Annotated in this window: 23 protein-coding genes and 1 pseudogene; 17 read left to right on the top strand and 7 right to left on the bottom strand. The window is 36.6% G+C overall.

Translation table 11 applies throughout. From position 1 onward, the window contains the following. Positions 1-6 precede the first annotated feature (6 nt). The 8 genes from LVD15_RS13155 (at position 7) to LVD15_RS13125 (ending at position 9,949) form a co-directional block, all read left to right on the top strand. Positions 7-3,651, top strand: a complete 3,645-nt coding sequence (locus LVD15_RS13155) for a PAS domain S-box protein (protein ID WP_233780781.1) — start codon at positions 7-9, stop codon at positions 3,649-3,651. A gap of 102 nt (positions 3,652-3,753) precedes the next feature. Continuing rightward, positions 3,754-4,284 carry a SiaB family protein kinase gene (locus tag LVD15_RS13150; protein ID WP_233780780.1) on the top strand — a complete coding sequence of 177 codons (531 nt, stop codon included), beginning with the start codon at positions 3,754-3,756 and terminating at the stop codon, positions 4,282-4,284. Between the two features lie 36 nt (positions 4,285-4,320). Next, a complete protein-coding gene (locus tag LVD15_RS13145) occupies positions 4,321-4,683 on the top strand; it encodes a DUF1987 domain-containing protein (RefSeq protein ID WP_202244259.1) in 363 nt (120 codons plus the stop codon). 49 nt (positions 4,684-4,732) lie between these two features. Next, positions 4,733-5,941, top strand: coding sequence for an ATP-binding cassette domain-containing protein (locus tag LVD15_RS27125; protein WP_306416953.1), 1,209 nt, complete (start codon positions 4,733-4,735; stop codon positions 5,939-5,941). Then, positions 5,925-7,814 (top strand): ABC transporter permease, encoded by a 1,890-nt coding sequence (locus tag LVD15_RS27120; protein WP_306416952.1) that lies wholly within the window; start codon positions 5,925-5,927, stop codon positions 7,812-7,814. The genes LVD15_RS27125 and LVD15_RS27120 overlap by 17 nt, the downstream gene beginning before the upstream one ends. 75 nt (positions 7,815-7,889) lie before the next feature. Further along, complete coding sequence (locus LVD15_RS13135; protein ID WP_233780779.1) at positions 7,890-8,789, top strand: hypothetical protein; 900 nt, start codon at positions 7,890-7,892, stop codon at positions 8,787-8,789. Between the two features lie 19 nt (positions 8,790-8,808). Then, the gene (locus LVD15_RS13130) at positions 8,809-9,240 is read left to right on the top strand and encodes a hypothetical protein (protein ID WP_233780778.1); all 432 of its coding nucleotides are present in this window, start codon (positions 8,809-8,811) and stop codon (positions 9,238-9,240) included. A gap of 64 nt (positions 9,241-9,304) precedes the next feature. Further along, entirely contained in the window at positions 9,305-9,949 is a 645-nt protein-coding gene (locus tag LVD15_RS13125; RefSeq protein ID WP_233780777.1) for an alpha/beta hydrolase, read from the top strand. Here LVD15_RS13125 and LVD15_RS13120 read toward each other — a convergent pair. From LVD15_RS13120 to LVD15_RS13105, 4 genes are all read right to left on the bottom strand, one after another. Further along, positions 9,941-10,699 carry an SDR family NAD(P)-dependent oxidoreductase gene (locus LVD15_RS13120; RefSeq protein ID WP_233780776.1) on the bottom strand — a complete coding sequence of 253 codons (759 nt, stop codon included), beginning with the start codon at positions 10,697-10,699 and terminating at the stop codon, positions 9,941-9,943. The genes LVD15_RS13125 and LVD15_RS13120 overlap by 9 nt on opposite strands. Continuing rightward, positions 10,699-11,442 carry a type IX secretion/gliding motility protein PorT/SprT gene (gene porT, locus LVD15_RS13115; protein WP_233780775.1) on the bottom strand — a complete coding sequence of 248 codons (744 nt, stop codon included), beginning with the start codon at positions 11,440-11,442 and terminating at the stop codon, positions 10,699-10,701. Before porT ends, LVD15_RS13120 begins: the two co-directional genes overlap by 1 nt. After that, entirely contained in the window at positions 11,391-12,116 is a 726-nt protein-coding gene (ubiE, locus tag LVD15_RS13110; protein ID WP_233780774.1) for a bifunctional demethylmenaquinone methyltransferase/2-methoxy-6-polyprenyl-1,4-benzoquinol methylase UbiE, read from the bottom strand. The genes porT and ubiE overlap by 52 nt, the downstream gene beginning before the upstream one ends. A 117-nt stretch (positions 12,117-12,233) precedes the next feature. Beyond that, positions 12,234-14,414 (bottom strand): OmpA family protein, encoded by a 2,181-nt coding sequence (locus tag LVD15_RS13105; protein ID WP_233780773.1) that lies wholly within the window; start codon positions 14,412-14,414, stop codon positions 12,234-12,236. Between the two features lie 189 nt (positions 14,415-14,603). Here LVD15_RS13105 and yihA point away from each other — a divergent pair, with 189 nt between their 5' ends. Genes yihA through LVD15_RS13090 form a run of 3 tightly spaced genes read left to right on the top strand, consistent with a single transcriptional unit; the run spans position 14,604 to position 16,013 of the window. After that, a complete protein-coding gene (gene yihA, locus LVD15_RS13100) occupies positions 14,604-15,203 on the top strand; it encodes a ribosome biogenesis GTP-binding protein YihA/YsxC (protein WP_233780772.1) in 600 nt (199 codons plus the stop codon). A gap of 54 nt (positions 15,204-15,257) precedes the next feature. Next, positions 15,258-15,692: a DUF5606 family protein gene (locus tag LVD15_RS13095; protein ID WP_233780771.1), complete on the top strand. Its 435-nt coding sequence runs from the start codon at positions 15,258-15,260 to the stop codon at positions 15,690-15,692. A 9-nt stretch (positions 15,693-15,701) separates the two neighbouring features. Next, positions 15,702-16,013, top strand: a complete 312-nt coding sequence (locus LVD15_RS13090; protein WP_233780770.1) for a hypothetical protein — start codon at positions 15,702-15,704, stop codon at positions 16,011-16,013. Here the strand turns inward: LVD15_RS13090 and fbp are convergent. Further along, positions 16,010-16,999 carry a class 1 fructose-bisphosphatase gene (gene fbp / locus LVD15_RS13085; RefSeq protein WP_233780769.1) on the bottom strand — a complete coding sequence of 330 codons (990 nt, stop codon included), beginning with the start codon at positions 16,997-16,999 and terminating at the stop codon, positions 16,010-16,012. The two genes, LVD15_RS13090 and fbp, sit on opposite strands and share 4 nt — an antisense overlap. 92 nt (positions 17,000-17,091) lie before the next feature. On the opposite strand from fbp, the gene LVD15_RS13080 reads away from it, so the two are divergent. After that, positions 17,092-18,342, top strand: coding sequence for an aspartate kinase (locus tag LVD15_RS13080; RefSeq protein ID WP_233780768.1), 1,251 nt, complete (start codon positions 17,092-17,094; stop codon positions 18,340-18,342). On the opposite strand, the gene LVD15_RS13075 is transcribed toward LVD15_RS13080, so the two are convergent. Then, positions 18,328-18,822 carry a low molecular weight protein-tyrosine-phosphatase gene (locus tag LVD15_RS13075; protein WP_233780767.1) on the bottom strand — a complete coding sequence of 165 codons (495 nt, stop codon included), beginning with the start codon at positions 18,820-18,822 and terminating at the stop codon, positions 18,328-18,330. The genes LVD15_RS13080 and LVD15_RS13075 overlap by 15 nt on opposite strands. Before the next feature lie 235 nt (positions 18,823-19,057). On the opposite strand from LVD15_RS13075, the gene LVD15_RS13070 reads away from it, so the two are divergent. Then, positions 19,058-19,831: an enoyl-CoA hydratase-related protein gene (locus LVD15_RS13070; protein ID WP_233780766.1), complete on the top strand. Its 774-nt coding sequence runs from the start codon at positions 19,058-19,060 to the stop codon at positions 19,829-19,831. A gap of 162 nt (positions 19,832-19,993) precedes the next feature. On the opposite strand, the pseudogene LVD15_RS27285 reads toward LVD15_RS13070, so the two are convergent. Further along, positions 19,994-21,028, bottom strand: a pseudogene (locus tag LVD15_RS27285) (DUF6588 family protein). 192 nt (positions 21,029-21,220) lie between these two features. Here LVD15_RS27285 and LVD15_RS13055 point away from each other — a divergent pair. The 4 genes from LVD15_RS13055 to rsgA all read left to right on the top strand — a co-directional run bounded on the left by LVD15_RS13055 (position 21,221) and on the right by rsgA (position 24,548). Continuing rightward, positions 21,221-21,664, top strand: coding sequence for a Fur family transcriptional regulator (locus tag LVD15_RS13055; RefSeq protein ID WP_233780763.1), 444 nt, complete (start codon positions 21,221-21,223; stop codon positions 21,662-21,664). Between the two features lie 34 nt (positions 21,665-21,698). Next, the gene (locus LVD15_RS13050) at positions 21,699-22,328 is read left to right on the top strand and encodes a peroxiredoxin (protein WP_233780762.1); all 630 of its coding nucleotides are present in this window, start codon (positions 21,699-21,701) and stop codon (positions 22,326-22,328) included. A 67-nt stretch (positions 22,329-22,395) separates the two neighbouring features. Then, positions 22,396-23,634 (top strand): 3-deoxy-D-manno-octulosonic acid transferase, encoded by a 1,239-nt coding sequence (locus LVD15_RS13045; RefSeq protein WP_233780761.1) that lies wholly within the window; start codon positions 22,396-22,398, stop codon positions 23,632-23,634. Beyond that, positions 23,631-24,548: a ribosome small subunit-dependent GTPase A gene (gene rsgA, locus LVD15_RS13040; RefSeq protein WP_233780760.1), complete on the top strand. Its 918-nt coding sequence runs from the start codon at positions 23,631-23,633 to the stop codon at positions 24,546-24,548. Before LVD15_RS13045 ends, rsgA begins: the two co-directional genes overlap by 4 nt. Positions 24,549-24,551: the final 3 nt, after the last annotated feature.

The raw sequence follows: 24,551 nt of genomic DNA, 5'->3' as shown, positions 1-24,551 counted from the left end.
ATATCTATGCTTAATAGATTAACCATAAGTAAAAAAATAACAGCCCTTGTAACCACAGTGGTAATCTTCACTGTGTTAGCTATAAGCTTGCTCTCGTATAAGCTGGCAAAAGATACTATCCGCAATGGTTATATAGAAAACTTAACTGTTATCGCAGATAGTAAATCAGACAAATTAGAGACTTATTTTAATCATCATATTGCTAACTTAAAACTCCTCCAGGACTCCAAAACACTGAAAGAAGGAGTAAAGGTGGCTCAAGTACCATCCATGGGAATGGATATGGATATGAGCGGTGGATTTGACACCACTCCTACCCCTCCAGCTTCTGATGAGGTAAGTGATTTTGCTGAAGAGAGTGAATTCCCTTCTGAAGACGAAGGTGATCTTTCAGAAGAATCGGCTAATGATGATTTTGTAAGCATGCCTATGACAGGTGGTTTTGACGACCTTGAAAGCGCACCGTCAGAGGCACCAGCAGACGACATGGGAATGGGAGTAGAAATGCCCCCTGTATCTACTATTTCCGATGAAGACATCAACTCTCTTATTGGAAGTGTAAAAAGCATCAATAATTACGAAGACATTTACATTGCTAATTCCAGTGGAAAAGTTTTATACTCTACCGATCTTAGTAAAACTAATATTTCAGATCCAAGTTTGCTAAGTGAAACACTTAACGGACTGAATTTCAGCAATATTCACAAAGATGACGATTCAGGAATTGACTATGTATATGCTAGTGCTCCAGTAACGTTATCATCTGGCAACAGAGCTCTTTTATTCTTAAAAATAAATATGGCCTCTGCTTACACAGAAATTAATGACTCTACTGGCTTAGGAAAAACAGGAGAGGTAATACTTGCTCGAATAGACACCGTCTCTAAAATTATAAATTTCCTTAACCACCCCAGAAATGTAAGCGACAGCTCATTTAGAACTGACAAAGAAGGTGAAGTAAAATCGGCAGCCTTAAAAAATGCTGTTCGAGGGCAAAACGGAGCTGGATATAGTCTGGATTACCGCGGTAAAGAAACAGTAGCAGCATGGAGATTTATTCCAAATGTAAAATGGGGTCTTGTTGCTAAAATTGACAATGAAGAAATTTTCGGTGAAATAGATTCATTCTTATATACACTACTAGGCTCAGGCTTAGTTATAGTTGTTATAGCCACCCTCATATCACTATTGTTCTCTAATTTCTTAACTCGCCCTCTAGATGCATTAAAGAAAACATTAGAGCTGGTAGGTAATGGTATCCTTCCTGAAAAAGTTGAGAAAAAATCTAATGATGAATTGGGCACAATGGCCTTAAGTCTTAATTATTTGGTTCAAACCTTAAAAAGAACAGCTCATTTTGCTCAACAGATTGGAGAAGGAAATTTTGACGCTAATTTTAAGCCTATAAGCGAGGAAGATGATCTTGGTATATCTCTGGTAAACATGAGAGATAACCTAATCGAAGCAGAAAAGCGAGACAAGCAACGTAACTGGATTGTAACTGGTGTAGCTGAAATTGGCGAGATCTTAAGAGCTCATGACAATTTAGAAACCCTTGGTGATGAAACCATCAAATACATCATTAACAAGATAAGTGCTGTACAAGGAGCATTCTATGTCATTAACGATGATGAAGATTCTCCCGCACTTGAAATGACATCAAGCTATGCCTATAACAGGAAAAAGCACCTTAAGGGAACCTTCAGGTTTGCTGAAGGCCTTATAGGACAAGCCGCTGCTGAAAAAGACACTATTTTAAGAACTGAGATACCTGCTGATTATGTAACCGTTACATCAGGTATCTTAGGAGATAAAAGACCTACTTGCATACTCATCGTTCCTTTAATTACAGATGAAAAGGTATATGGAGTGCTAGAATTTGCTGGTTTTGGCAAGTTCGATCAGGGTAAAGTAAGGTTCGTTGAAGAGTTAAGTTTGATTCTTGCGAGAACAGTGTTCAACATTAAAGTAAATGAAAGAACAAGAAAACTGTTGCAAGAGTCTCAAACCATGAGTGCTGAACTCCAAGAGAAGCAAGAAATCTTAAGGCAAAATGCTGAAGAGATGCAAGCGACTCAAGAAGAGCTTCAAAACTCTAACAACAAACTAGAAGAGCAAATAGAAGAAGTAAACCGCACTCAGAAAAGGATGCAGTTACTACTTGAAAATGCCTCTGAGGTGATTACCATCTACGAAGAAGATGAAACTATCAGATATATAAGTCCTTCCGTAGAACCTATTCTAGGATTCTCTCAAAAAGAGATGATGGGTATATCTGACATCAACAAGGTACACCCTGAAGGAGTAGAAGCCTTTAAAAACATGTTCAAGGAGTTGAAAGAAAACCCTGAAGAACAAGTAACTATCCAGTACGAGTACAAAACAAAAGAAGGCAATTACATTTGGTTAGAATCTACAGGTACTAACTTCATGTCTAACCCAGCCATCCATGGTTTAATTGTTAACTCAACTGATATTACGGAAAGAAGAAGAGCTGAGCAAGAGCAAAGAATGAGAAGTAAAATGCAGGCTCTTTCTGAAAACTCAGTAGACCTTATTGCAAGGTTAGAGTCTGACAGCATATCTTACATTAACCCGGTAATTGAAGACTATACTGGTAAGAAGCCGGTTGACTACCTTAACCATAAGGTAAATGAGACTGATCTGCATCAGCAAGTTTTAGAAAGCTGGCTTAAAATAGTTGAAGAGGTTAATGCTTCTAATTCATCGATTACCACCGAAATGGACTTCCCTTCAGAGATGGGAGACCGAGTAATGCAGGTAAATGCTATCCCTGAATATGATGAATCAGAAGTACTAGAATCTGTTCTTGTAGTATCTCATGATATCACCGATAGAAAAATCATAGAACTTGAGATACAGAATAAAAACAAGAAGATTGCAGATAGTATTAATTACGCCAAACGTATTCAAAATGCTATCCTTCCTAACAACTCTGTAATCAACAAGGTATTACCTGACTCCTTTATTTTGTATAAACCAAAAGATGTAGTTAGTGGTGACTTCCCATGGTACGTACAGGTAGGTGATGATATTTATATGGCAGCGGTAGACTGTACCGGTCATGGAGTACCAGGAGCGTTGCTATCATTAATTGGTTACTTCTTGCTTAATGATATCGTAAGAAGTAGAAAAATATCAGATCCAGGAATAATATTGGATCAGTTAGATGATGGTGTAACTACCACGTTAAGACAAGATCAGGACGATTCTAAAACCAAAGATGGTATGGACATCGCTCTTTGTAAGATAAATGTTAAAAAACAGACAGTAGAATACGCAGGAGCTCACAGACCTTTATATGTAATGAAGGATGGAGAAATGCAGGAGATAAAAGGAAATAAATTTGCGATTGGTGGCGGTATCTATAAGAACCAAACAAACTTCACTAATCACAAGATAAGTCTTTCAAAAGGAGATTCCTTCTTCTTCTGTTCTGACGGTTTCCCTGATCAGTTTGGAGGACCTAATAATCGTAAATTCGGTCCTAAACGAACAAGGGAAATTATTACTGAGATACACGATAAACCTATGCAAGAAGCCTATAAAATTATTGATAAAGAATGGGAAGATTGGAAAAGCGAAGAAAAGCAAACCGATGATGTTCTATTAATAGGCATAAAATTCTAGAGAATAAGGATTAATTGTAGTATTTTGGAGGCCAAATTACCTCCGCTAGTGATGAAATAAAAGAAAAATAATCGGCAATAAGATTTAAACACAAAACAACTTATGAAGTATATTTTCGATTTACACCAAACCATGCTAGACCACCATCTAATTTTGGTTTATGAAGGTGAATTCACTCAGGAAATAACCAAATCTGTGCTAGCGATGGCGGAGAGAAACATGGATTCATCTGGGGAAGAGTCTAGTACCAAAAGAAAAGTATTTAATGTTATGGTTGAGTGCCTACAAAATATTGTGAAGCACGCTGACGAAGTAGACCATAATCATGCGGCTGTTTTCATGATTGGAAAGCACGAAAACGAATACATCATAATTTCTGGCAACCCTATTAGGCGTGAAAACGTAGCTTCACTTAAAGAAAAGCTGGAGCACATCAACAGTCTTGATAAAGATGGCCTAAAAGGATTATACAAAGACATTATAAAAAGTACAGAGATATCTGACAAAGGTGGAGCTGGATTAGGATTCGTAGACATGGCTCGTAAGTCAGGTCAAAAGCTGGATTTTGATTTTCTAGAAATGGAAGATGGAAATTCATTCTTCTGTTTAAAATCGTGCATAGCAAGATCTTAATAATTGACAACTACTATTTTTTAAAAAATATAAACAATGGATATACTTAATTTAGAAGGCACAGAAGATACCCCTAAAATAATATTGGATAAAGGAAATGGCATTTACGAAATTTCAGGACGTTCTCTTCCTGAAGATTCAGCCGAATTTTATCAACCTGTTTTGGATTGGATCAGCGAATATTCTGGATCTCCTAATCCATCAACAGAATTCATGTTTAAACTTGAATATTTCAATACCGCTTCTTCAAAGCTTATATTAGACGTACTGTCTGCTCTTGAAGATATTGACGGTGTTACTATTATTTGGTATTTTCATGAAGATGATGAAGATATGGAAGAAGCTGGTGAAGAATTCTCTGAACTAGTTGAGATTCCTTTCGAATTCAAAACTTATTAATATTTTATTTTTTAAACTTTTTCAAATTCTCCCATAGGAGGACCAATATATGAGTGAGGAAATACTTAAAGCTCTTACCCAACTATTCGCTATTATCACTAAACAAGATGGAGGTGTAACCGAAAAGGAAAGGCTTTTTGTTATCAGTTTTTTTAAGCAGGAACTAGATCAGGATTCTGTAAAAGAGTACTTAGAATTGTACGATAAATATTCAGGGTACTCAGAAAATCCTGAAGAAGATGAACCTGTAAAAAAGAAGAAACTAACTTCTGTAAGGGATTCAGTAAAAACGCTGGGTCTATGTAAAAAAATAAATAAAACCCTTACTCAAAAACAAAAGGTTGTTGTACTTATTAAAATCCTTGAACTCGTTGGGGCTGATAAAAACTTTACTCCCCAACGAATGGAGATTATTGATACTATCAGTAATGTCTTTAACATAGTTAAAGATGAGTATAAGTACATAGAAGCCTTTGTACTTCAAGAAGATATTGAGAGTATCAATTTTAGTGATATTCTTATTGCTAATAAGGACGAGGACGACCCTGAAAAAGATTATAAGCATATAAAAACAGAGATACATGGAAACCTTATCTTCCTGAAAGTGAAGAGTGTTGACATGTATTTCACCAAATACATAGGTAAAGATGACCTGGTATTGAATGGTTTTACCATGCAGCGTAACAGGGTCTACCTTTATTCTCACGGAAGTACCATAAAAACCCCGCAAGGTGCCGCGTTATACTATAGTGATTTAATCGCTCTATTTAATGAAGAGTCTAACACTACTAAACTTTCCTTTAATGCTCAGATTAAAGAGTTTAGGTTTCCTAATGGCGGTTTAGGCCTAAGAGATGTTCAGATAGCTGAAGGTCCTGGAAAATTAATAGGTATAATGGGTGCCAGTGGAGCGGGAAAAACCACTTTACTCAATGTATTAGCTGGAATCGAAAAGCCGACAGTAGGTAGTATCGAGATCAATGGCTATGACATTTTTGAGAACAAAGATGAAATTCATGGAGTAATTGGTTATGTCTCTCAGGATGACCTCCTTATTGAAGAACTCACCGTTTATCAGAACCTTTATTATAATGCCAAACTCTGCTTTGCCAACTTCACTGAAGAGCAGCTGCAAAAAAGAGTAATGGATGTATTAGAAAGCCTGGGGCTAGATCAAAGAAAGGATCTAAAAGTTGGTAGTGTTCTAGATAAAACCATTAGTGGGGGGGCAAAGAAAGAGATTGAACATAGCTCTTGAACTAATTAGAGAGCCGGGTATTCTTTTTGTAGATGAACCCACATCAGGACTTTCTTCAAGAGATTCAGAAAATGTAATTGACCTTTTAAAAGAACTCTCTTTAAAAGGCAAGTTGATATTTGTAGTAATACACCAGCCATCATCAGACATCTATAAAATGTTTGATAAGATGTACATTATGGATACTGGCGGCTATCCTGTATTCTATGGCAACCCTGTAGAAGCTGTGAGCTACTTTAAAAAAGCCACCAACCAGGTTGATAGCCAAAGAGGTCAATGTGAAGTCTGCGGTAACGTAAACCCTGAGCAAATATTTAACATAATTGAAGCTAAAGTAGTAGATGAATATGGGCAACTTACGAATAAGCGTAAGGTGAACCCTAAGCAATGGAACGATAGCTTCAAAGAAAACTTTAATATCCAAAAAGTAGAGGAAGTCAAAGAAGAACCACCTCACTCTTTAGATATCCCTAATAAGCTTAAGCAGGCATTTATCTTCACCAAGAGAGACTTGCTTAGCAAATTAAGCAATAAGCAATACTTGCTTATTAACTTATTAGAAGCTCCCTTATTGGCTATAATACTCGCCTTTATTATTAGATATAAGAGTTCCCCAAGAGGGGATGAGTATATCTTCAGGTTTAATGAAAATATACCTGCATTTATGCTTATGAGTATAGTAGTAGCCCTGTTTATGGGGCTCACCGTAAGTGCTGAAGAAATTATAAGAGACAGGAAAATACTCAAAAGAGAGTCTTTCTTAAACTTGAGTTGGAATAGTTATTTAGTATCAAAATTAACTATTCTATTTGCGTTTTCAGCACTACAGACCCTCTCCTACGTTATTGTAGGTCATTTAATACTAGAGATTAAGGCCATGACCATACCATTTTGGTTTGTACTGTTTACATGCTCATGCATGGCTAACGTAATAGGTCTTAACATCTCCAGCGCCTTTAATTCTGCTGTTACGGTATATGTAATGATCCCATTACTGCTTATACCTCAAATGATTCTAAGTGGCCTGTTATTCAACTTCGATAAACTAAATAACCTTATTAGTACTAAAGGAAAGGTACCTGTAGTAGCAGACCTTATGGCCTCTCGTTGGGCATATGAAGCCATGGCGGTCTATCAGTTTAAGAATAACCCGTATGAGGCACCATATTATGAATTCGAAAAATTCGAATCTCAAGCAGACTTTAAAGCAGCCTATTTAGTAGAGAAACTAAAGGAATATCAGTCATTTGTTCATGACAATTATACTTCTGACAATGACTCTATCATCAATATTGTAAAAAAAGATTTCCATATCTTAAGAGAAGAGATAAATGGAGATCCTTATAAAGATGGGCTTAAAAACATAAACGTAGAAAAAGATCTTTCCATAGATGGTTATAATGATCAGGTAAACACTGCCCTTCAGGCTTACCTGGCCAATTACAAAACTTACTATCAAGACATTTTTAACAGAATAGTTGCTCAAAGAGAAAAATTAATGTTTTCTCTAGAACAGCAGGAAGACTATGACCTAAACGAATATAAAGACAAATACTTTAATGAAAGTTTAGCAGACTTAGTTACTAATATTAATGTTAAAGAAAGGATTATGGAGCATGAAGGCAAGTTATTACAACGAATTAACCCTGTATATAACGAGCCAGACATTCCTACAAATCCACTTAACTACAGAACTCACTTCTTTGCTCCTACCAAAAATATTTTCGGTTTAGAGATAGATACGTTCTACTTTAATATTTTAGTGATTTGGTTAATGACCTTAATTCTTTATATTATGCTTTATTTTGAAGTGTTACGCAAAGGTCTTGAGGCGTTTGGTAAAATCGACTTTTCTTTTAAAAAGAAAGACTGAATTTAGCTTAAACCAAATATTTATTTGTAATAGAAATATGAATTTTTAATTTTGTTATCACTTAATTTTTTATCTATGAGGATATTACCACTAGGGCTTATTCTGATTTTTATTGTTGCTTGTAATTCAAGCAAGAAGCCTGATGAAGCAGCTTTTTTAGAAGGGCTTGATTCCGCAGAGGTAGAGGGACCAGCAATATCTGAAGAAGTTATTAGTAGCATTATTCAGCAAATACCTTCGCCTCTTGAAATTTCGGTATTATTAAAAGAATCCGGCACTAAATATGACCGTTCTATTTTAAATTCACCGGATAATATTTCAAAATACAACAGCAACTATCAGAAATCTCTAAACTTAGGAATATATGGTACTGACTTAGGTTATACTAACATTTATGAGCAGAACCAAGATGGGATTGAATACATGTCATCTATTAAAGAACTTGCTGAAAGCTTAAGCATTGGTCAGTTTTTTGATATTGAGACTATTGGTAGACTAGCAACTAACAGTAAGAACCTGGATTCTTTGCTACTTATTACTACTCAAAACTTCAATAGCATCAATAAATACCTTCAGGATCAAAACAGAGCTAACCTAAGTGTGTTATCACTTACAGGAGGCTGGTTGGAGGCTATGCATATCACTTGTCAGGTATATGCAAAAAACCCCGACAATAAAGATCTTAGAGAAACTATCGGTGAACAAAAGATCATTTTAGACAACGTTGTTCAACTTTTATCATTTTATGAGCAAAAAGATCCAAATATGGCATCACTTTTGGGAGAGATGAGAGAGTTGCAAAAAGTTTATGAATCTGTAGAGATAGTAAAAACTTATAAAGAATCAACTTTCGAGATTGTAGATGGTGTAATGGTTATTAAAGATAACAGCACCAGTGAAATCAAAATTACTAATGAGAATGTAGAGACCATTAGCAATCTTGTTTCATCAATTAGAAAAAATATAATCAGTTAAGAGGAAAACATTTTAAAATATGAAAAAGGCTATTTATTCAACTTTTGTTGTGGGTTTGTTCTTTCTATTTTCAGGGAAAGTAAATGGACAATGCAACCCAGAGCAATATACTGATGCCTGTATACCAAAATTAGCCTCAGGCTTTAACTTTTTAAAGAGTTATAAAATTGATGGTCAAGGTGGGGCTAAAACCAAAGTGGAATACTCTTATGTATTTACAAAAGGCACTCAATATATGATTAATGTTTGCGCTACAGGTTCTGGCACTGACGGTATCGTGGTTTCTTTATTTGATAGTAATAGAAATCAGGTAGCAACCAGTAAAATCAACGGGCAATACATTTCAGCTATCGCATATCCTTGCAATACAACAGGTATATATTATATTCAGTACACGTTTGATAACAGTACGGAATTCTGTGGAGGAAGTGCTTTAGGCTTCAAACGATAATAAAGAATTAAGCAGATAAATCACAGGTCACTTTCAACAAGTGACCTGTTTTTTTATTCCCATAATGAGACAACACAGTGTCAAATTCGGATTCGAGGCCCGCTATTTTCAACTCGGTGAACTAAACGAGCATACAAAAAAGATTGTTTTTGTTTTACATGGCTATGGTCAGCAGGCCAAATATTTCATTCGTAAGTTCCAAGGCATCGAAAATGAGGATACCTGTATAATTGCTCCAGAAGGGCTGTCTCGATTCTATTTAAAGGGCTTTTCTGGTAGAGTGGGCGCCACTTGGATGACAAAGGAAGAAAGGTTAACGGACATTGCTAATTACATCAGCTACCTAAATCAGATATATAGTAATGTACTTAGTATTTTTCCACCTTCAAACTTACCTAATATCACTTTGCTAGGGTTTTCACAAGGAGCCGCTACAGCGAGCAGATGGGCTGTTAATGGATTAGTTTCATTCGACAGACTGATTCTATGGGCAGGCATTTTCCCTCCTGACATGGACTTTGAAAAGGCTTCTATGATCATTCAAAATAAAGAGATCCACTACGTATATGGCACTGAAGACCCTTTCATAACAGAAGAGAGACTTACTGAAATGCAAACTCTATCTTCCAGACTAGAAGTCTCTCCTAAAGTTACCACTTTTACAGGGGTTCATGATATTGACCCTGCTACATTAAAAGATCTATTCTGATTTATGAAGAATAGTAGCGCTGGCCTGTGCTGTAGGAAATATTGTTAAATCACAAATTTTAACATGTGCAGGTCTGCTCACCACAAAGAGTATGGTCTCTGCTATATCTTGAGCTACTAACGGATCAAAGCCCTGATAAACCTTGTCAGCTCTTTCAGTATCTCCTTTAAATCTAACTTGTGAAAACTCTGTTTCTACCAAACCAGGATTGATGGCTGTCACTTTTATGTTATATTGGTTTAGATCTATGAGCATTCCCTTATTAATAGCATCTACGGCATGTTTAGAAGCGCAGTATACATTACCATTAGGGTAAACCTCTTTGCCCGCTATAGAGCCTATATTTACTATGTGCCCCTTCTTTCTATTCACCATCTCAGGAATCACTTCATTAGAGACATAAAGTAGGCCTTTTACATTAATATCCATCATAGCATCCCAGTCATCCAAATCTCCCTCATTTAAGGGGGATAAGCCGTGGGCATTGCCTGCATTATTAATAAGCACGTCAATTGCTCTCCAATCACCTGAGAGTGAATCAAAGGCCGTCTTTACTTCGTCCTTCTTACTAACATCAAAAGCCAATATCTTCACCTCCACCTTTGCTGATAGCTCAGCAGCTAGTGTATCTAAGCGATCTTTTCGCCTACCACAAATAATTACATCATAGTTATTATCAGCTAAAATTTTAGCGGTAGCCAGCCCGATTCCGGAAGTAGCCCCTGTAACAAGTGCTTTCTTATTAGACATTATTGAAATAGTAAATATAAAGTAATGGTATTGGTATTGATCCTGTCGATTCCAGCGCTAAATTGATTCTCGGCAGAACCTAAAATATTGGTAATTCCTCGAGAGAAACGAATCTCTGGAGAGAATTTGAAAAGTGGATAATAAATATCTAAACCGAAACCTACATCCAAAGAAAGATTAAACTCTTTAATACTTAGGTTATCATCGCCCACAAATTCCACGTCATTTTTACCGGCGGCTTCGTAACCAGGCTTTAATCCACCAACAAGATACATTCGGGTATTCCCCCTTCTCTCTGATTTATATTTAAGTAGCACAGGCATCTCTACTACGGTAGTCTCTACGGTCTCCAAAATAGGAGGATCATCGAGCCGTTGATAATCAATGGAGTGCTCATAAAAGGCCACTGTAGGCAATACTCTTACATCTAAGAAATCAGTTAAATGCATATTAACAATAAAACCCAACGCAAAACCTGCAGACCACTTTGGACTTATTGAGTATAATGAGTCCATCGATCTATCTACAAATAGATCAGAATGTTTTATTTGATACGCAGAAGTATGTATACCTATTAAAAAGCCATAGCTCAAAAACTTGTCATCATAATTAGGATTATTGATTCCTACTTGTCTTTGAGCATGAGCGACATTGGCACCTGCAACTATTACAAAAAATAATACCAGAAAGGTTATTTTTCCCCGATGTATATTGAGCTTACGCCAAGAGTTAAAGGCTTGCATTTAGTATTTTTAAACCCGACTTTATTGAAAATTTTAAGAAAATTGTCTCCGTCAGGAAAAGCTTGTACTGATTCAGGTAAATAAGTATACGCTGAGCCATCCTTAGAGACCATTCTCCCGATTTTAGGCAAAATAGCCTTAAAATAAAAATTATAAATATTTCTAAATGGAAATCTTGAAGGTCTGGAAAACTCGAGTATCACCGCTCTACCACCGGGCTTTAAAACCCTATACATATCACTCAATCCTTTCTCCAGGTTTTCAAAGTTTCTTACACCAAAAGAAACGATCACTGCATCAAACTTATTGTCATCAAACAGAAGCTTTTCAGAATCTCCCAATCGCAATTCTATTTTATCATCTAGCTTGCGTTCTTTGAGTTTTTCTCTACCTACAGCCAACATGCCTTCAGAGATATCCACCCCTATGACTTGATCTGGATTAAGCTTTAGAGATTCTATTGCAAAATCAGCAGTTCCCGTAGCAATATCAAGAATTACCTTGGGCTGATATGGCTTTAACATTTTTATGGCTTTCTTTCTCCATAGAATATCAATACCCAAGCTTAGAAAATGATTTAAGAAATCATATTTCTTACTTATGTTATTGAACATATCCGCAACCTGCTCCTTCTTACCACTTGATTGCTCCTTATAAGGAAGTACTGATGACATTAAATTAATATTAAAGTTTAACCTCTGTATTTAATCGATGTGCAAATATCCTACTAAATACCGTATAATAAAAAAGGGAGCCAACATAGCTCCCTTCTCATTGTAATTTTTTTTTAATTATTTCCCTCCAGTAACACTGAATTCCACTCTTCGATTTAATTCTCTACCTTCCTTTTCATCATCATTACTAGCTAAAGGTCTTTCCTCTCCATAACCAACAGAAGAAATTCTTCTGGAATCTATTCCTTTCTTCACTAAGAAATCCTTCACTGCATTAGCTCTTTTTTGAGAAAGGTATTTATTATAATCCTTTGATCCAATGTTATCAGTATGTCCTGAAATCTCTATGTGCATTCCAGGATTTTGAGACATCATGCTGGCTAACTTATTCAACTCATTATACGACTCTTGTTTGAAAGTAGCCTGATCAAAATTGAAGTAAATATTTCTTAAAACAGATCTTGTGCCTATTCTTAATTTACGCATAACTACTTTTCTACTCATTGATTGAGGCTCTTCAGTAGCCGCTTTCACCCCTACTCTCAAGGTTTGGAATACATAGCCTTCATCTTCCACAGACAAACTGTAGGCTACGGGCGTAGCATTAGTTACTTTAAACTCAAATACACCAGCACTTACCCTTGTTCTTCCCGCTACCTGATTATCTTCAACGCTGTTCATAGATACTTTAGCATCCAATGGATTATTGTCTTCATCTACCACAGTTATGGTAATAGTTACAGGCTGTAAATCTGGTTTCCTCTGAACTACAGGCTGTGGTTCAGGTTCAGGTTCTGGATCAGTTTCGGGTTCTGGTTCCGGTTCAGGATCTTCCTGGGCCACCACATTATTGGTCTGAGGTTCCGTTTCTTCTACTTGAGCAATGGCTTCAGGTTCTTTTGTTTCCTTTGGCTTCTCCTCTTGAGCTAAATCTCTTTTAGTAGTTAAATTCCTTAAATTTTCATTTCCTGGAGGCACGGTAACCATATAGATATCTGTATATCCCTGACCATCTTCACGAACTGAGGCATAATACCCTCTCATACCATCTTTTGTACTTACAAAGTAAATATCATCATCAGGAGTGTTAATAGGGAAGCCTAAGTTTTCCGGCTCACTCCACTTACCAGAGGCACTATCATATACAGAGCGGAAAATGTCATATCCACCCATACCTTTTCTTCCTTGGCTACTAAAATAAAGTGTCTTACCGTCGTAATCTATAAATGGACCATCATCATCATAGGCGGTGTTAATCATCTCACCCAAGTTCTTAGAACGAGTCCACTCTCCTACTTTATTTTTAGTACTGTAATAAATATCAATACCCCCATAACCACCAGGCCTGTCACTTGCAAAGAAAAGTGTTTGACCATCAGGTGAAATTGAAACAGCGTTTTCTTTAAAACCTTCTGAGTTAATACTCTCACTCAAAGGCTCTGGTGTGCTCCAGGTATCATCTTCATTTCTTTCAGAGATATAGATATCTCCATTATTATCATCTTTATAGATAAAAAGCTGATTACCATCAGCAGAAAGAGCCAGGTTAGAACCATGATACTCAGTGTTAATTACCTCTCCAATGTTTTTTGCGTACTGCCATTGACCATTTTCCTTATGTGAAATAAAAATATCTTCATAAGGTTTGTTATCAGGTGCCACGTTAGGGTTTAAGTTACCATCTCTTCTCCTTGAGGTAAATACCATTGTGGTCTCGTCTTCGTTTAACACAGGGGCGTAATCCTCAAATTCTGAGTTAATAGTATTCCCTACATTTACAATAGAAAAATGTGAAGGGTTCGCTACAAATTCAATAGCGTTTTCACATTCATAAATTCTTCTCTCTACCTCAGAAAGAGCTGTTTTATCCCTTCCTCGGTATCCATCTCTTGATATGAGCTTATTTCGATATCTTCCATAAAACTCAAGAGCCTTTTCAAACTCCATTCCATATTGATAACTTCTACCAATATGATACATGATATCGAATTTATATTCAGCATCTAATTTCAGAACCTGCAATAAATAAGGAACGGCCTTTTCTTTACCCACTGTTCTCAGAAAGGCATCACCGGCCATATAGTTTGCTTTAATGTTGGTAGGATCAACCTCTGCAGCTAAAACATACATATCTTTTGCCTGATCCAAAGCCTGGGTTGCAGCCATAATCTCCTCTGCAGTCATCACATACTCTTCAGCAAGCTTCTTGTTCTCAGGGTCAACGTCCTGCGCGAATCCAACACGGGTTAAACTTAAAAGAAGTATAGAAAAAAATAAAAATTTAAGCCCTTTATACATTTTGTAATGATATTTGCTACCCAATTTAAAAAAAATTAGTTTAAAAAAAATCAGCCTAAGCCACTTGGAAGTAACATCAACTCAATTAGCGGATAAAAATAAACCATAATTGTCATTAAAGTATTACTTTAAGTTAAAAAATCTAAGTAAGCTTAAAAAAAACCTAATATAAATAATTGTTCTCATAAAATGAAAATCAAAAAAGCGAGTTTTATAACCAGTAGCAGCGATTACACGCAGTGCCCTCCTGCAGGGTTACCGGAATTCGCATTTATAGGCAGGTCAAATGTAGGCAAGTCTTCGCTCATTAACATGCTTACTAATCATGGTAAGTTAGCTAAGGTCTCAGGAAAACCAGGAAAAACACAGTTGATCAACCATTTTCTTATTAACGATGAATGGTATCTGGTAGACTTACCTGGCTATGGATGGGCTAAAGTAGCTAAGACTGAAAAAGAAAAATGGGGAGCCATGATACATGATTACCTAAAATTAAGAGAAAATTTAGGTTGCATTTTCGTTTTAATTGATTCCCGGTTAGCTCCTCAGCCTATCGATGTTGAATTCATTAATTGGTTAGGAGAACAACAAATTCCTTTTGCTTTAATCTTCACGAAGGCTGACAAGCAATCTAAAAACAAAACTCAATCAGCCATAGCTAAGTATAAGCGGCACTTGCGCCAGTTCTGGGAAGAATTGCCCCCGACCTTTATCACATCTTCTATGAAGGGAGAAGGTAAAGAAGAATTATTATTGTATTTACAACAATTGATTTCTACTGTTAAATAGAAAAAATATTGATTAATTTTGCACTCCAAATAAAAACACAACCTTAAGAAGTATATGGACTATAGTGATATCGCATCAGTTTCTGGAAAAGGAGGACTTTTTAAAATTGTAAAACCTACTCGTTCAGGAGTTATTTTAGAGTCTCTGGACGACAAAAAACAAAAATTAGTAGCCAGTGCTACTCAAAGAATTTCTGTACTCAGTGACATATCTATTTACACTACTGACCAGGAAGGTTCTACTCCTTTGGCTGAAGTGTTCAAAAAAATATACCAAGAATTTGATAACGACCTGGGAGTAACCAGCACCTCTGAACCTGACGAGCTTAAAGCTTTCATAAAGCATGTTATACCAGAGTACGACCCTCAAAGAGTATATGTGTCTGACATAAAAAAAGTGGTTAACTGGTACGGTGCCCTTAGAGAAAACGCTCCTGAAATTCTTAGCGCTGAGGACCAAGAAGAAAAAGAAGACACTAAAAAAGACTAATACAGTTGAATGACTGATAAAGAGCTAGACTATACGTTACAACTGGTAAATAAAGATCTCTCTTTAGAAGAAAATACATTACCGGAATCTGTTAATGACTTTGATGAAATCAGAGAAAAACTGATTCCGGTAATTAAATATTTACTCAATAAGGATTTTAACAGATTACTCACTTCTCTCTACAGAATAGATGTAGATGAACAAAAAGTAAAAGAAGTTATATCCTTAGAAACTCCAGATCAACTGGCAGCCTCTCTTACAGATCTTATTTTACAAAGAGAATTACAAAAGGCCGAAACTCGAATTAAATATCAAAGTTAATCATAATAAGAAATAGCCTTTTCTACCATTTTCTTGCTTCCAATAAACAATGGCACTCTTTGGTGAAACTCTTCAGGTTGTATTTCCAAAATACGCCTTCCCCCATCAGAGGCATCTCCACCTGCCTGCTCCACTATAAAAGCCAAGGCATTACACTCATATAACAACCTTAATTTTCCTGCAGGAGAAGCTTCCGTAGAAGGATAAATATATATGCCTCCTTTTAATAAATTCCGATGAAAATCAGCCACCAAAGATCCTATATAACGAGCTGATATAGAATTACTTTTGCAATATTCTACATATTCTTTCACCGGCTCTTCAAAACTATTATAGCTACCTTCATTAATAGAATATACCTTACCATCTTCAGGAATTGTCATGTCAGGATGAGACAGGAAATACTCTCCCAATGAAGGTTCATAAGTAAATCCATTTACACCATGGCCTGTAGTGTATACTAACATAGTAGAAGAACCGTATAGCAGATAGCCAGCAGCCACTTGCTCTTGGCCTTTCTGTAACACATCTTCCTTAGTTACAGGTGTACCTACCGGAGTAAAGCGCCTATAAATAGAGAAAATAGTACCCACAGAAACGTTTACATCAATATTAGAAGAGCCATCTAATGGATCAATAGCAATGACGTACTTTCCTTCATTCTCCAAATCAGTGATTTCCTCGTCTTCTTCAGACACAATGGCACAGGCCTCGCCCCCCTTGGTGAGCGCTCTAATAAACCTGATATTGGCCAGTACATCTAGCTTTTGCTGATCTTCTCCTTGAACATTTTGAGAGCCAATAGGACCTATAATATTAATGAGTCCGGCTTTATTAATTTCCCTATTTACCACTTTCCCGGCTAGTGCAATATCCCGCAGCAACTGTGACAGTTCTCCGGTGGCATATTGAAACTCATCCTGTTTTTTTTTGATAAATCTATCCAGGGTAGTACCGATGGGCAGGGCAATCCTAGAGTCTTCCATAAATGAGCAAAGTCTTTAGTTTTTAAAATATTAGGTGCAACTTGGTACCTTAAAATAAACACTTAAAAATTACCGTCCAATTTTTAGACCTTATGAAAGTATTTAAGTTTGGTGGTGCCTCCATAAAAAATGCTCTGGCAATAAAAAATATGTGCCAGATTGTTTCAGACCATAAAGACTCTGACCTATTAGTAGTGGTGTCCGCTATGGGCAAAACCACCAATAATTTAGAGCTACTCCTCAAAGAAAGAACTGATGAAGCTGCTACTGATAAGAATTTAAAGGCACTTCTTGATTTTCATATGAACATAAGCAGTGAGCTCTTTCCTGCTAATCATGACATTTTCAATAGTCTGATAGATCATATTTCTGACTTAAGAGCATCACTTCAATCATCAGCTGATTATAATGAATTATATGATCAGGTGGTCTCTAAAGGAGAGTTAATATCTTCAAATATTATAGCCGCTTATCTTGATCATTGCGGCACCCCATCACAATGGATTGACGCCAGAGAATATGTTAGAACTGACAATAATTTCAGAGAAGGCCATGTAGACTGGAAACTTACGGAAGAGCTAATAAGACATGACATCCATAGCCTGGCTCAAAACAACGTATTAGTAACCCAAGGCTTTATTGGCAAGGCGGAAAATGGACTTACAACCACTTTAGGAAGAGAAGGGTCAGACTTCTCAGCAGCTATTTTTGCATCATGTCTTTCTGCTGACTCTGTAACAGTATGGAAAGATGTGCCAGGCATTCTCAATGCAGACCCTAAATTAGTAAAAGATGCCGTCCTTTTTGATGAACTACCTTATCAGGAAGCGGCTGAAATGACCTATTACGGAGCCAATGTAATTCACCCAAAGACCATTAAACCTTTGGCTAACAAAGGCATTCCGTTACATGTAAAAAGTTTTGATCACCCCAATGAACCCGGCACCATAATTCATGAATGCACTTTAAAAGAGAGCCTTCCTCCTACTATTATCATTAAAAATGATCAGTGCCTTATTTCTTTTAAAGTGATAGATTTCACCTTTGTAAACGAAGACAACCTCAGTCTAATTTTTAAAAAGCTATCAGAAAACAATATCAAAATCAACATCATGCAGAATTCTGCTATTTCATTTTCAATAGTTATTGATAATGACATCAGCAAAATTCAAAAACTAGTCCTTTCATTAAAGGATCATTTTGATATTAGATATAACAACGGTTTACAGCTGATCACTTTAAAAAATTACCAACAGGAAACCCTTAATTCATACAGAACTGATAAAAAAATTCTCTTAGAACAAATATCAAGAAAGAACTACAGGGCTCTAATTAGCCCCTGATTCTTTAATGTCATGCTCCTTAATTAGAAATTCAAGGAAGCTATCTACTGAGCGGTCTACTATTTCAAAAACATGTTGAAACCCGGCCTCTCCACCAAAATAAGGATCAGGTACATCTTCACCTTTAAAGTCAGGATCAAAATCGCGCATGAGGTAAAATTTATCAGTATAATGCTGATTTTGATCATGCCTTTCTATTACATCATAATTTGCCTTATCCATGGCAAGAATATAATCAAAGGCCTTAAAATCTACTTTAGAAAACTGTCTGGCTTCATGATCAAGGATAATCCCGTTCTCTTTAGCATTAGCCACTGTACGGGGGTCGGGCTGCTCTCCAATATGATATTGACTTGTACCACATGAGTCTACATTAAAGAGATTCTCAATTCCTCTTTCTTTTATTTTATGAGAAAATATGCCTTCGGCCAGCGGTGACCTACAAATATTTCCCAGGCATACAAATAATACATTTATCATTTTATATCAGATTATTATGTGAGCATTAATGAGTGCAAATAAAGGTCATAATAGCCATTTTGCCACGTTAATGATTATTAATCAACAAAAGATTAAGCAAACGGTTACTTATCTCCACCTTGTAATATTAATCGGTACATAGCACTTTTTTTACTCACCTGTTTAGTATGGTTAGTTGAAGCCGCCTTTGAAAAAAGGCGGCTTTTCATTTTATTGAGCATGAAATCCTCATGCTATGAAATATATACAACTCACTGAACAGTACCGGCCCTATGTATCACTCATACAACTCAATCGGCCCAAAGAACTAAATGCCTTAAACATGGAGCTAATGCAAGAGCTGCAGCAAACGCTCACTACCCTTGATGCTGACACCAATGTAAGGGTTATTATTATAACAGGCAATGAAAAAGCTTTTGCCGCCGGTGCAGACATCAAACAAATGGCGGATAAAAAGACTATCGATATGGTAGCCATAGATCAGTTTAAAACCTGGGACCTGATCAAAAAAACTAAAAAGCCTCTGATTGCGGCAGTATCAGGTTTTGCTCTGGGCGGCGGATGTGAGCTAGCCATGACCTGTGATATGATTGTGGCTTCTGAAACGGCGAAATTTGGACAACCAGAAATTAAAATAGGTATTATGCCCGGGGCGGGTGGCACTCAGCGCCTTACCAAGGCCATTGGGAAAGCTAAAGCAATGGAAATGGTACTTACCGGCAGCTTTATCTCAGCGGAAGAAGCTTTAAATTATGGACTGATCAATAAAATAGTGCCTGTAGAACTGTATTTAGAAGAAACAGCCAAGCTGGCAGAAACCATTGCCGCCATGTCTCCTGTAGCCGCACAGTTAGCCAAAGAAGCCGTAAATAGAGCTTTTGAAACTCACTTAGATGAAGGCTTACACTTTGAAAGAAAGAATTTTTACTTAACCTTTTCCTCTGAAGATCAAAAAGAGGGGATGAAAGCTTTCATAGAAAAAAGAAATCCTGAATATCAAGGCAAATAAAAAAGGCTTCCTCAAAAGTAACTGTCAGGTCAGATTGAGGCCCCTCGAAACATTCTTCAGATTGAAGAAGTGTACATTTTAAGAGGCCTCAATGTGACATCCACTAAACTAGTTACTACTTTTGAGGAAGCTTTTATATATTATTACTTAGAAGCAAGAGAATTATCTCACTGCAAAACCAAAGCCTACGCTAAGTACATCATATTCTTGCACAGTATAATCTGCATGAAGCGTTACTATAGCTAACTTAAGTCTAAAACCTGCATTAAGTTTAACACCACCTTCTTTGAATGACAAATCAACAGGATCACTCACAGATTCAGAGTTTCCGAAATCATCTCTCACTACGTAATCACCTTTCAGTTTAATTTCAGATCTTACTCTATTGAACCCAACTCCACCATAAACAGTAAGTACAGATATTTTTTTAGAAATAATAGCCTGACCTGTCAAAGTATTAACATCTAACTGACCTAAACCATTAGTGGTATAAACTCCACCTCCGGTAGTACTAAGTTCTTCATCAAAAGGAAAATCAAAGCTTACACTGGTGTAGCCAACAAAAGCAGAAAGATCAAAAGGTAAATGCTTAATGCCCGGTATATGTTGTTTAATATCATGCATTACACCAAAACCAATCAGCTTAAAACTGCCATCCTCCACATCTATTTCCGGAGTCCATCTAATTTTAATATCTGTATTTTTAATAATACCAATTCCCAGTTGAGCCATAGGCACTGGCACTACCTGCATAGGCATATCTTCTTTAATATCTATAACACTAGCAGGGCCGTTAAATTCACCTGAAAATGTTCTTCCATCTTGCGTATAGCTATATGCATATCTTGGCTCATCCTCTCTACCAAAAATTGTAGGAGCCTCATCAGGGGATAATAATGTAAGCGATGAGTTTTGACCTACTCTTGAAGGATCATAACTTAAATCTTTACTAGGAACAAAAGCCCCGTTTACAGTTACGGTAAGGTCGAAGCCCTATGTTTTATGAGCTTTAGCTGTATTTAACCATCCGCTACCCAAGCCTGTACCAAAACCTTTCATAAATGGCTGCACATATCCTTCAGCCATGGCATTGGCATTTTCCGTTCCGGCTTGTATTAAATTACTTAAATCATCTTGTGCTGACGCCAAAGAAGACATGAAAGCACTCAAAATCACTATAAGGTAAACTTTTTTCATTGTATCAGAATACTATTTATTTAGTTTAAAAAATCCCAAAATCAGCAGTTAAAACACTGTAAGTCTTGATATTAAAAGCAGACTTATGGTAACCAAAAATAATACCCTCTGTTTTGCTATTTGAAATGCTTTTGCCTAGCTTTGTAACATAATTTCCTAAATAGGAATAATTCTTATTTAAGAATAGTTATTTTGAATAGATACGCAGACATACAAGCAAAAATCAGTGAATCAGGGCTAAAAGTAACCCATCAGAGAACGGTGATACTTGAGGCTGTACATAATATGAATTGCCACCCCAGCGTGGAGCAAATTTATGATTATGTAAAAGAGTCATGCCCAAGCATATCTTTGGGCACAGTATATAAAACTGCTGAAACTTTTGTGGAAAAAGGTCTGATAGCCAAGGTATCTACCCATGAGGGACATATGAGGTATGATCCAAAACTAGATAGCCACGGCCATATTTATTGTACCAATACGGCTGAAATTGTTGATTATTATGATGACGAACTCAATGAAGTAATCATCAACTTCTTTAAAAAGAAAAAAGTCAGCAATCTTAAAATTAAGAATATCACCCTCCAGATTAATGGAGATAAGATAGATCCTGAAAAGGAAATAAGTATTAAATAAATTTTTGAACAACATAAAATTAAACATCAACATTATGTCATTAGTAGGAAAAAAAGCTCCTGTATTTGATGCTCCGGCAGTTATTAATGGTGAAGAGATTGTAGAATCATTCTCTCTAGCTGATTACATTGGTAAAAAAGAAGTAATGTTCTTCTTCTACCCAAAAGATTTTACATTCGTATGCCCTACTGAAATTCTTGCTTTCCAAAGCAAATTAGAAGAGTTCGAAAAAAGAGGCGTTCAGGTAGTAGGATGTTCTTGCGATACTGAAGAAACTCACCTTGCGTGGTTACTTACTCCTAAAAACAATGGCGGTATAGAAGGTGTAACTTACCCTCTAGTAGCAGATTCTTCTAAAACTGTAGCTAACAACTTCGGCGTATTAGCTGGAGACTGGAGCTATACTGAAGAAGGTGATTTAGTATTTGATGGTGCTCCTGTAGCATTCAGAGGTACTTTCTTCATTGACAAAGAAGGTGTAGTAAGACATGAAACTATCAATGACCTGCCTTTAGGAAGAAACATTGATGAGATGATAAGAGTAGTAGACGCATGGCACCACGTACAAGAGCATGGTGAAGTATGCCCTGCTAACTGGGAAGAAGGAAAAGAAGCAATGCAAGCTACCAGAGACGGTGTATCTAAATACCTTTCTGCTAACTAATTGGTTGTTTCTCAATAAAAACACAAAAAGCTCACTGCATTGCGGTGGGCTTTTTTAATTTTGCGCAATGGGCAAATTAAGCTATAGATTATTCATATTTTTTTACAGAGTATTTATCTCTTTTGCAGCACTTTTCAACAAAAAAGCCAAGCAATTCTCCCAAGGTAGAAAAAACCTGTTTCAAGAATTATCTAATGACTTTAAATCGCACTCTGGAGATCTTGCGTGGTTCCACTGTGCTTCCTTAGGAGAATTTGAGCAAGGAAGGCCTGTTATAGAAGCATTTAAAAAGGATTTTCCCCACTTCAAAATCTTACTCACCTTCTTTTCCCCTTCTGGTTATGTAGTGAGAAAAGATTACCCACTAGCAGATTTTGTATATTACCTCCCCCTGGACACTCCTGGCAACGCCAAGCAGTTTATAAACATAACCAAGCCCAACCTGGCTATCTTCGTAAAATATGAATACTGGTACTTCCACCTAAGAGCTCTTAGAAAAAATAACATCCCTATTTTATCGGTATCATCTATTTTCAGAAACGACCAGGTATATTTCAAAAAATACGGAGGGTTTTACCGTCATATACTTAAACAAGTATCACATTTCTTTGTGCAAGACCATAAGTCTAAAGAGCTGCTAAATAACCTTTCATTTAATAATGTTTCTATTTCTGGGGACACTCGTTTCGATAGGGTGGTCAGTATTGTGAATAATAAAAAAGATATCCCTCTGGTTAAACAGTTTAAGGGTAATGATAAACTTATGGTAGTAGGCAGCTGCTGGCCAGAAGATTTTGATGTACTGCTATCATTCATCAACGAATTTCCTTTAAAATTCATCATTGCTCCGCATGAAATCGAGGAAAGATTTATGCAGAGAATAGAAAAAGAAGCCATTAAAAAGACTATTCGATTTTCTCAGCTTACCAGCTCAAATACCCAGGAAAACGACATATTAATAATAGATAATGTAGGCATGCTTTCCAGCTTATATGGCTATGCAGATTATGCTTATGTTGGTGGTGCTTTTGGCGCAGGCCTACATAACATATTAGAAGCGGCTACTTTTGGATTACCTATTTTCTTTGGCAATAAAAATTACACTAAATTCAGAGAAGCAGTGGATCTGGTTAACCTCGGAGGCGCGGTAGCCATAGGGGATAATAACCAGCTAAGATTCCAGTTTCATCAGTTTATGGAAGAAAAAACCTACAACATAGGCAGCCAGGTCAACAGAGATTATGTGCTTGACCACACGGGAGCAACAGACAAAATAATTAATCACTGCAAAGAAATATTATCATGACAGGAGAAGTTCTAAAATCTACCGGCTCATGGTATGATGTACTGGCTGAAGACCATAAAATTTATCAAGCCCGTACCAGAGGCAAGCTCAGGCTTAAAGGGTTTAAAACTACAAACCCCATAGCTGTAGGCGATAAGGTGACTATAAGCCTTGAAAATGACACTGAAGCTGTAATTACAGAGATATTACCGAGAGAAAACTATATCATAAGAAAATCAGTAAAGCTAAAAAGCCAGGGACATATACTAGCCGCTAACCTGGATCAGGCCGTTCTTATTGTTACACTCACTTACCCGAGGACTTCACTTGGCTTTATAGATCGTTTTTTAATTACTGCCGAATCGTTTAGAATTCCTCAAGTAATCATATTTAATAAAATTGACCTTCTCCATGAAAAAGGCATAGCTATGATTGATGAAATCATAGAAATTTATGACAAAATAGGTGTCACTTGCCTGAAAGTTTCAGCCTTAAAAGATGAAGGCATTAACTCAGTATCTGAAATCTTAAATGGAAAGAAGAGCCTGTTTTCTGGTCATAGTGGCGTAGGCAAGTCCACTTTACTAAACAAAATAGCCCCGGAAATAGAGCAAAAAACAGGAGCCATATCAGACTTCGCTCAAAAAGGGGTTCATACCACTACCTTTGCTGAGATGTTTGAAGTTTCGCCTTCTACTTTTGTCATTGACACACCTGGAATTAAGGAATTAGGCATAATAGATATAGAAACTGAAGAACTTTCAGATTATTTTCCTGAAATGAGGGCATTGCAATCAGAGTGTAAGTTTCACAATTGCACCCACCTGCATGAACCAAAATGCGCAGTTAAAGATGCTGTAGATAATGGTGAAATTTCAGAAAGCCGCTATATCAGCTATGTGAGTATCATTGAAGGAGATGACAACAGACGATAAGTA

It is taken from the genome of Fulvivirga maritima (genome assembly GCF_021389955.1).
Classification (GTDB): domain Bacteria; phylum Bacteroidota; class Bacteroidia; order Cytophagales; family Cyclobacteriaceae; genus Fulvivirga; species Fulvivirga maritima.
The sequence above is the reverse complement of the archived record's forward strand: the minus strand, read 5'-3'. Positions and strand labels throughout refer to the sequence as shown.

Bases quoted from the DNA above. Each gene is read 5' to 3' on its own strand.
- LVD15_RS13145 (WP_202244259.1), top strand. From the start codon at position 4,321: ATGGATATACTTAATTTAGAAGGCACAGAAGATACCCCTAAAATAATA.
- LVD15_RS13135 (WP_233780779.1), top strand. From the start codon at position 7,890: ATGAGGATATTACCACTAGGGCTTATTCTGATTTTTATTGTTGCTTGT.
- LVD15_RS13125 (WP_233780777.1), top strand. From the start codon at position 9,305: ATGAGACAACACAGTGTCAAATTCGGATTCGAGGCCCGCTATTTTCAA.
- LVD15_RS13090 (WP_233780770.1), top strand. From the start codon at position 15,702: ATGACTGATAAAGAGCTAGACTATACGTTACAACTGGTAAATAAAGAT.
- LVD15_RS13050 (WP_233780762.1), top strand. From the start codon at position 21,699: ATGTCATTAGTAGGAAAAAAAGCTCCTGTATTTGATGCTCCGGCAGTT.
- LVD15_RS13105 (WP_233780773.1), bottom strand. From the start codon at position 14,414: ATGTATAAAGGGCTTAAATTTTTATTTTTTTCTATACTTCTTTTAAGT.
- LVD15_RS13150 (WP_233780780.1), top strand. From the start codon at position 3,754: ATGAAGTATATTTTCGATTTACACCAAACCATGCTAGACCACCATCTA.
- LVD15_RS13070 (WP_233780766.1), top strand. From the start codon at position 19,058: ATGAAATATATACAACTCACTGAACAGTACCGGCCCTATGTATCACTC.
- ubiE (WP_233780774.1), bottom strand. From the start codon at position 12,116: ATGTCATCAGTACTTCCTTATAAGGAGCAATCAAGTGGTAAGAAGGAG.
- LVD15_RS27125 (WP_306416953.1), top strand. From the start codon at position 4,733: ATGAGTGAGGAAATACTTAAAGCTCTTACCCAACTATTCGCTATTATC.
- fbp (WP_233780769.1), bottom strand. From the start codon at position 16,999: ATGGAAGACTCTAGGATTGCCCTGCCCATCGGTACTACCCTGGATAGA.
- LVD15_RS13045 (WP_233780761.1), top strand. From the start codon at position 22,396: ATGGGCAAATTAAGCTATAGATTATTCATATTTTTTTACAGAGTATTT.
- porT (WP_233780775.1), bottom strand. From the start codon at position 11,442: ATGCAAGCCTTTAACTCTTGGCGTAAGCTCAATATACATCGGGGAAAA.
- LVD15_RS13130 (WP_233780778.1), top strand. From the start codon at position 8,809: ATGAAAAAGGCTATTTATTCAACTTTTGTTGTGGGTTTGTTCTTTCTA.
- rsgA (WP_233780760.1), top strand. From the start codon at position 23,631: ATGACAGGAGAAGTTCTAAAATCTACCGGCTCATGGTATGATGTACTG.
- LVD15_RS13080 (WP_233780768.1), top strand. From the start codon at position 17,092: ATGAAAGTATTTAAGTTTGGTGGTGCCTCCATAAAAAATGCTCTGGCA.
- yihA (WP_233780772.1), top strand. From the start codon at position 14,604: ATGAAAATCAAAAAAGCGAGTTTTATAACCAGTAGCAGCGATTACACG.
- LVD15_RS13155 (WP_233780781.1), top strand. From the start codon at position 7: ATGCTTAATAGATTAACCATAAGTAAAAAAATAACAGCCCTTGTAACC.
- LVD15_RS13075 (WP_233780767.1), bottom strand. From the start codon at position 18,822: ATGATAAATGTATTATTTGTATGCCTGGGAAATATTTGTAGGTCACCG.
- LVD15_RS13095 (WP_233780771.1), top strand. From the start codon at position 15,258: ATGGACTATAGTGATATCGCATCAGTTTCTGGAAAAGGAGGACTTTTT.
- LVD15_RS13120 (WP_233780776.1), bottom strand. From the start codon at position 10,699: ATGTCTAATAAGAAAGCACTTGTTACAGGGGCTACTTCCGGAATCGGG.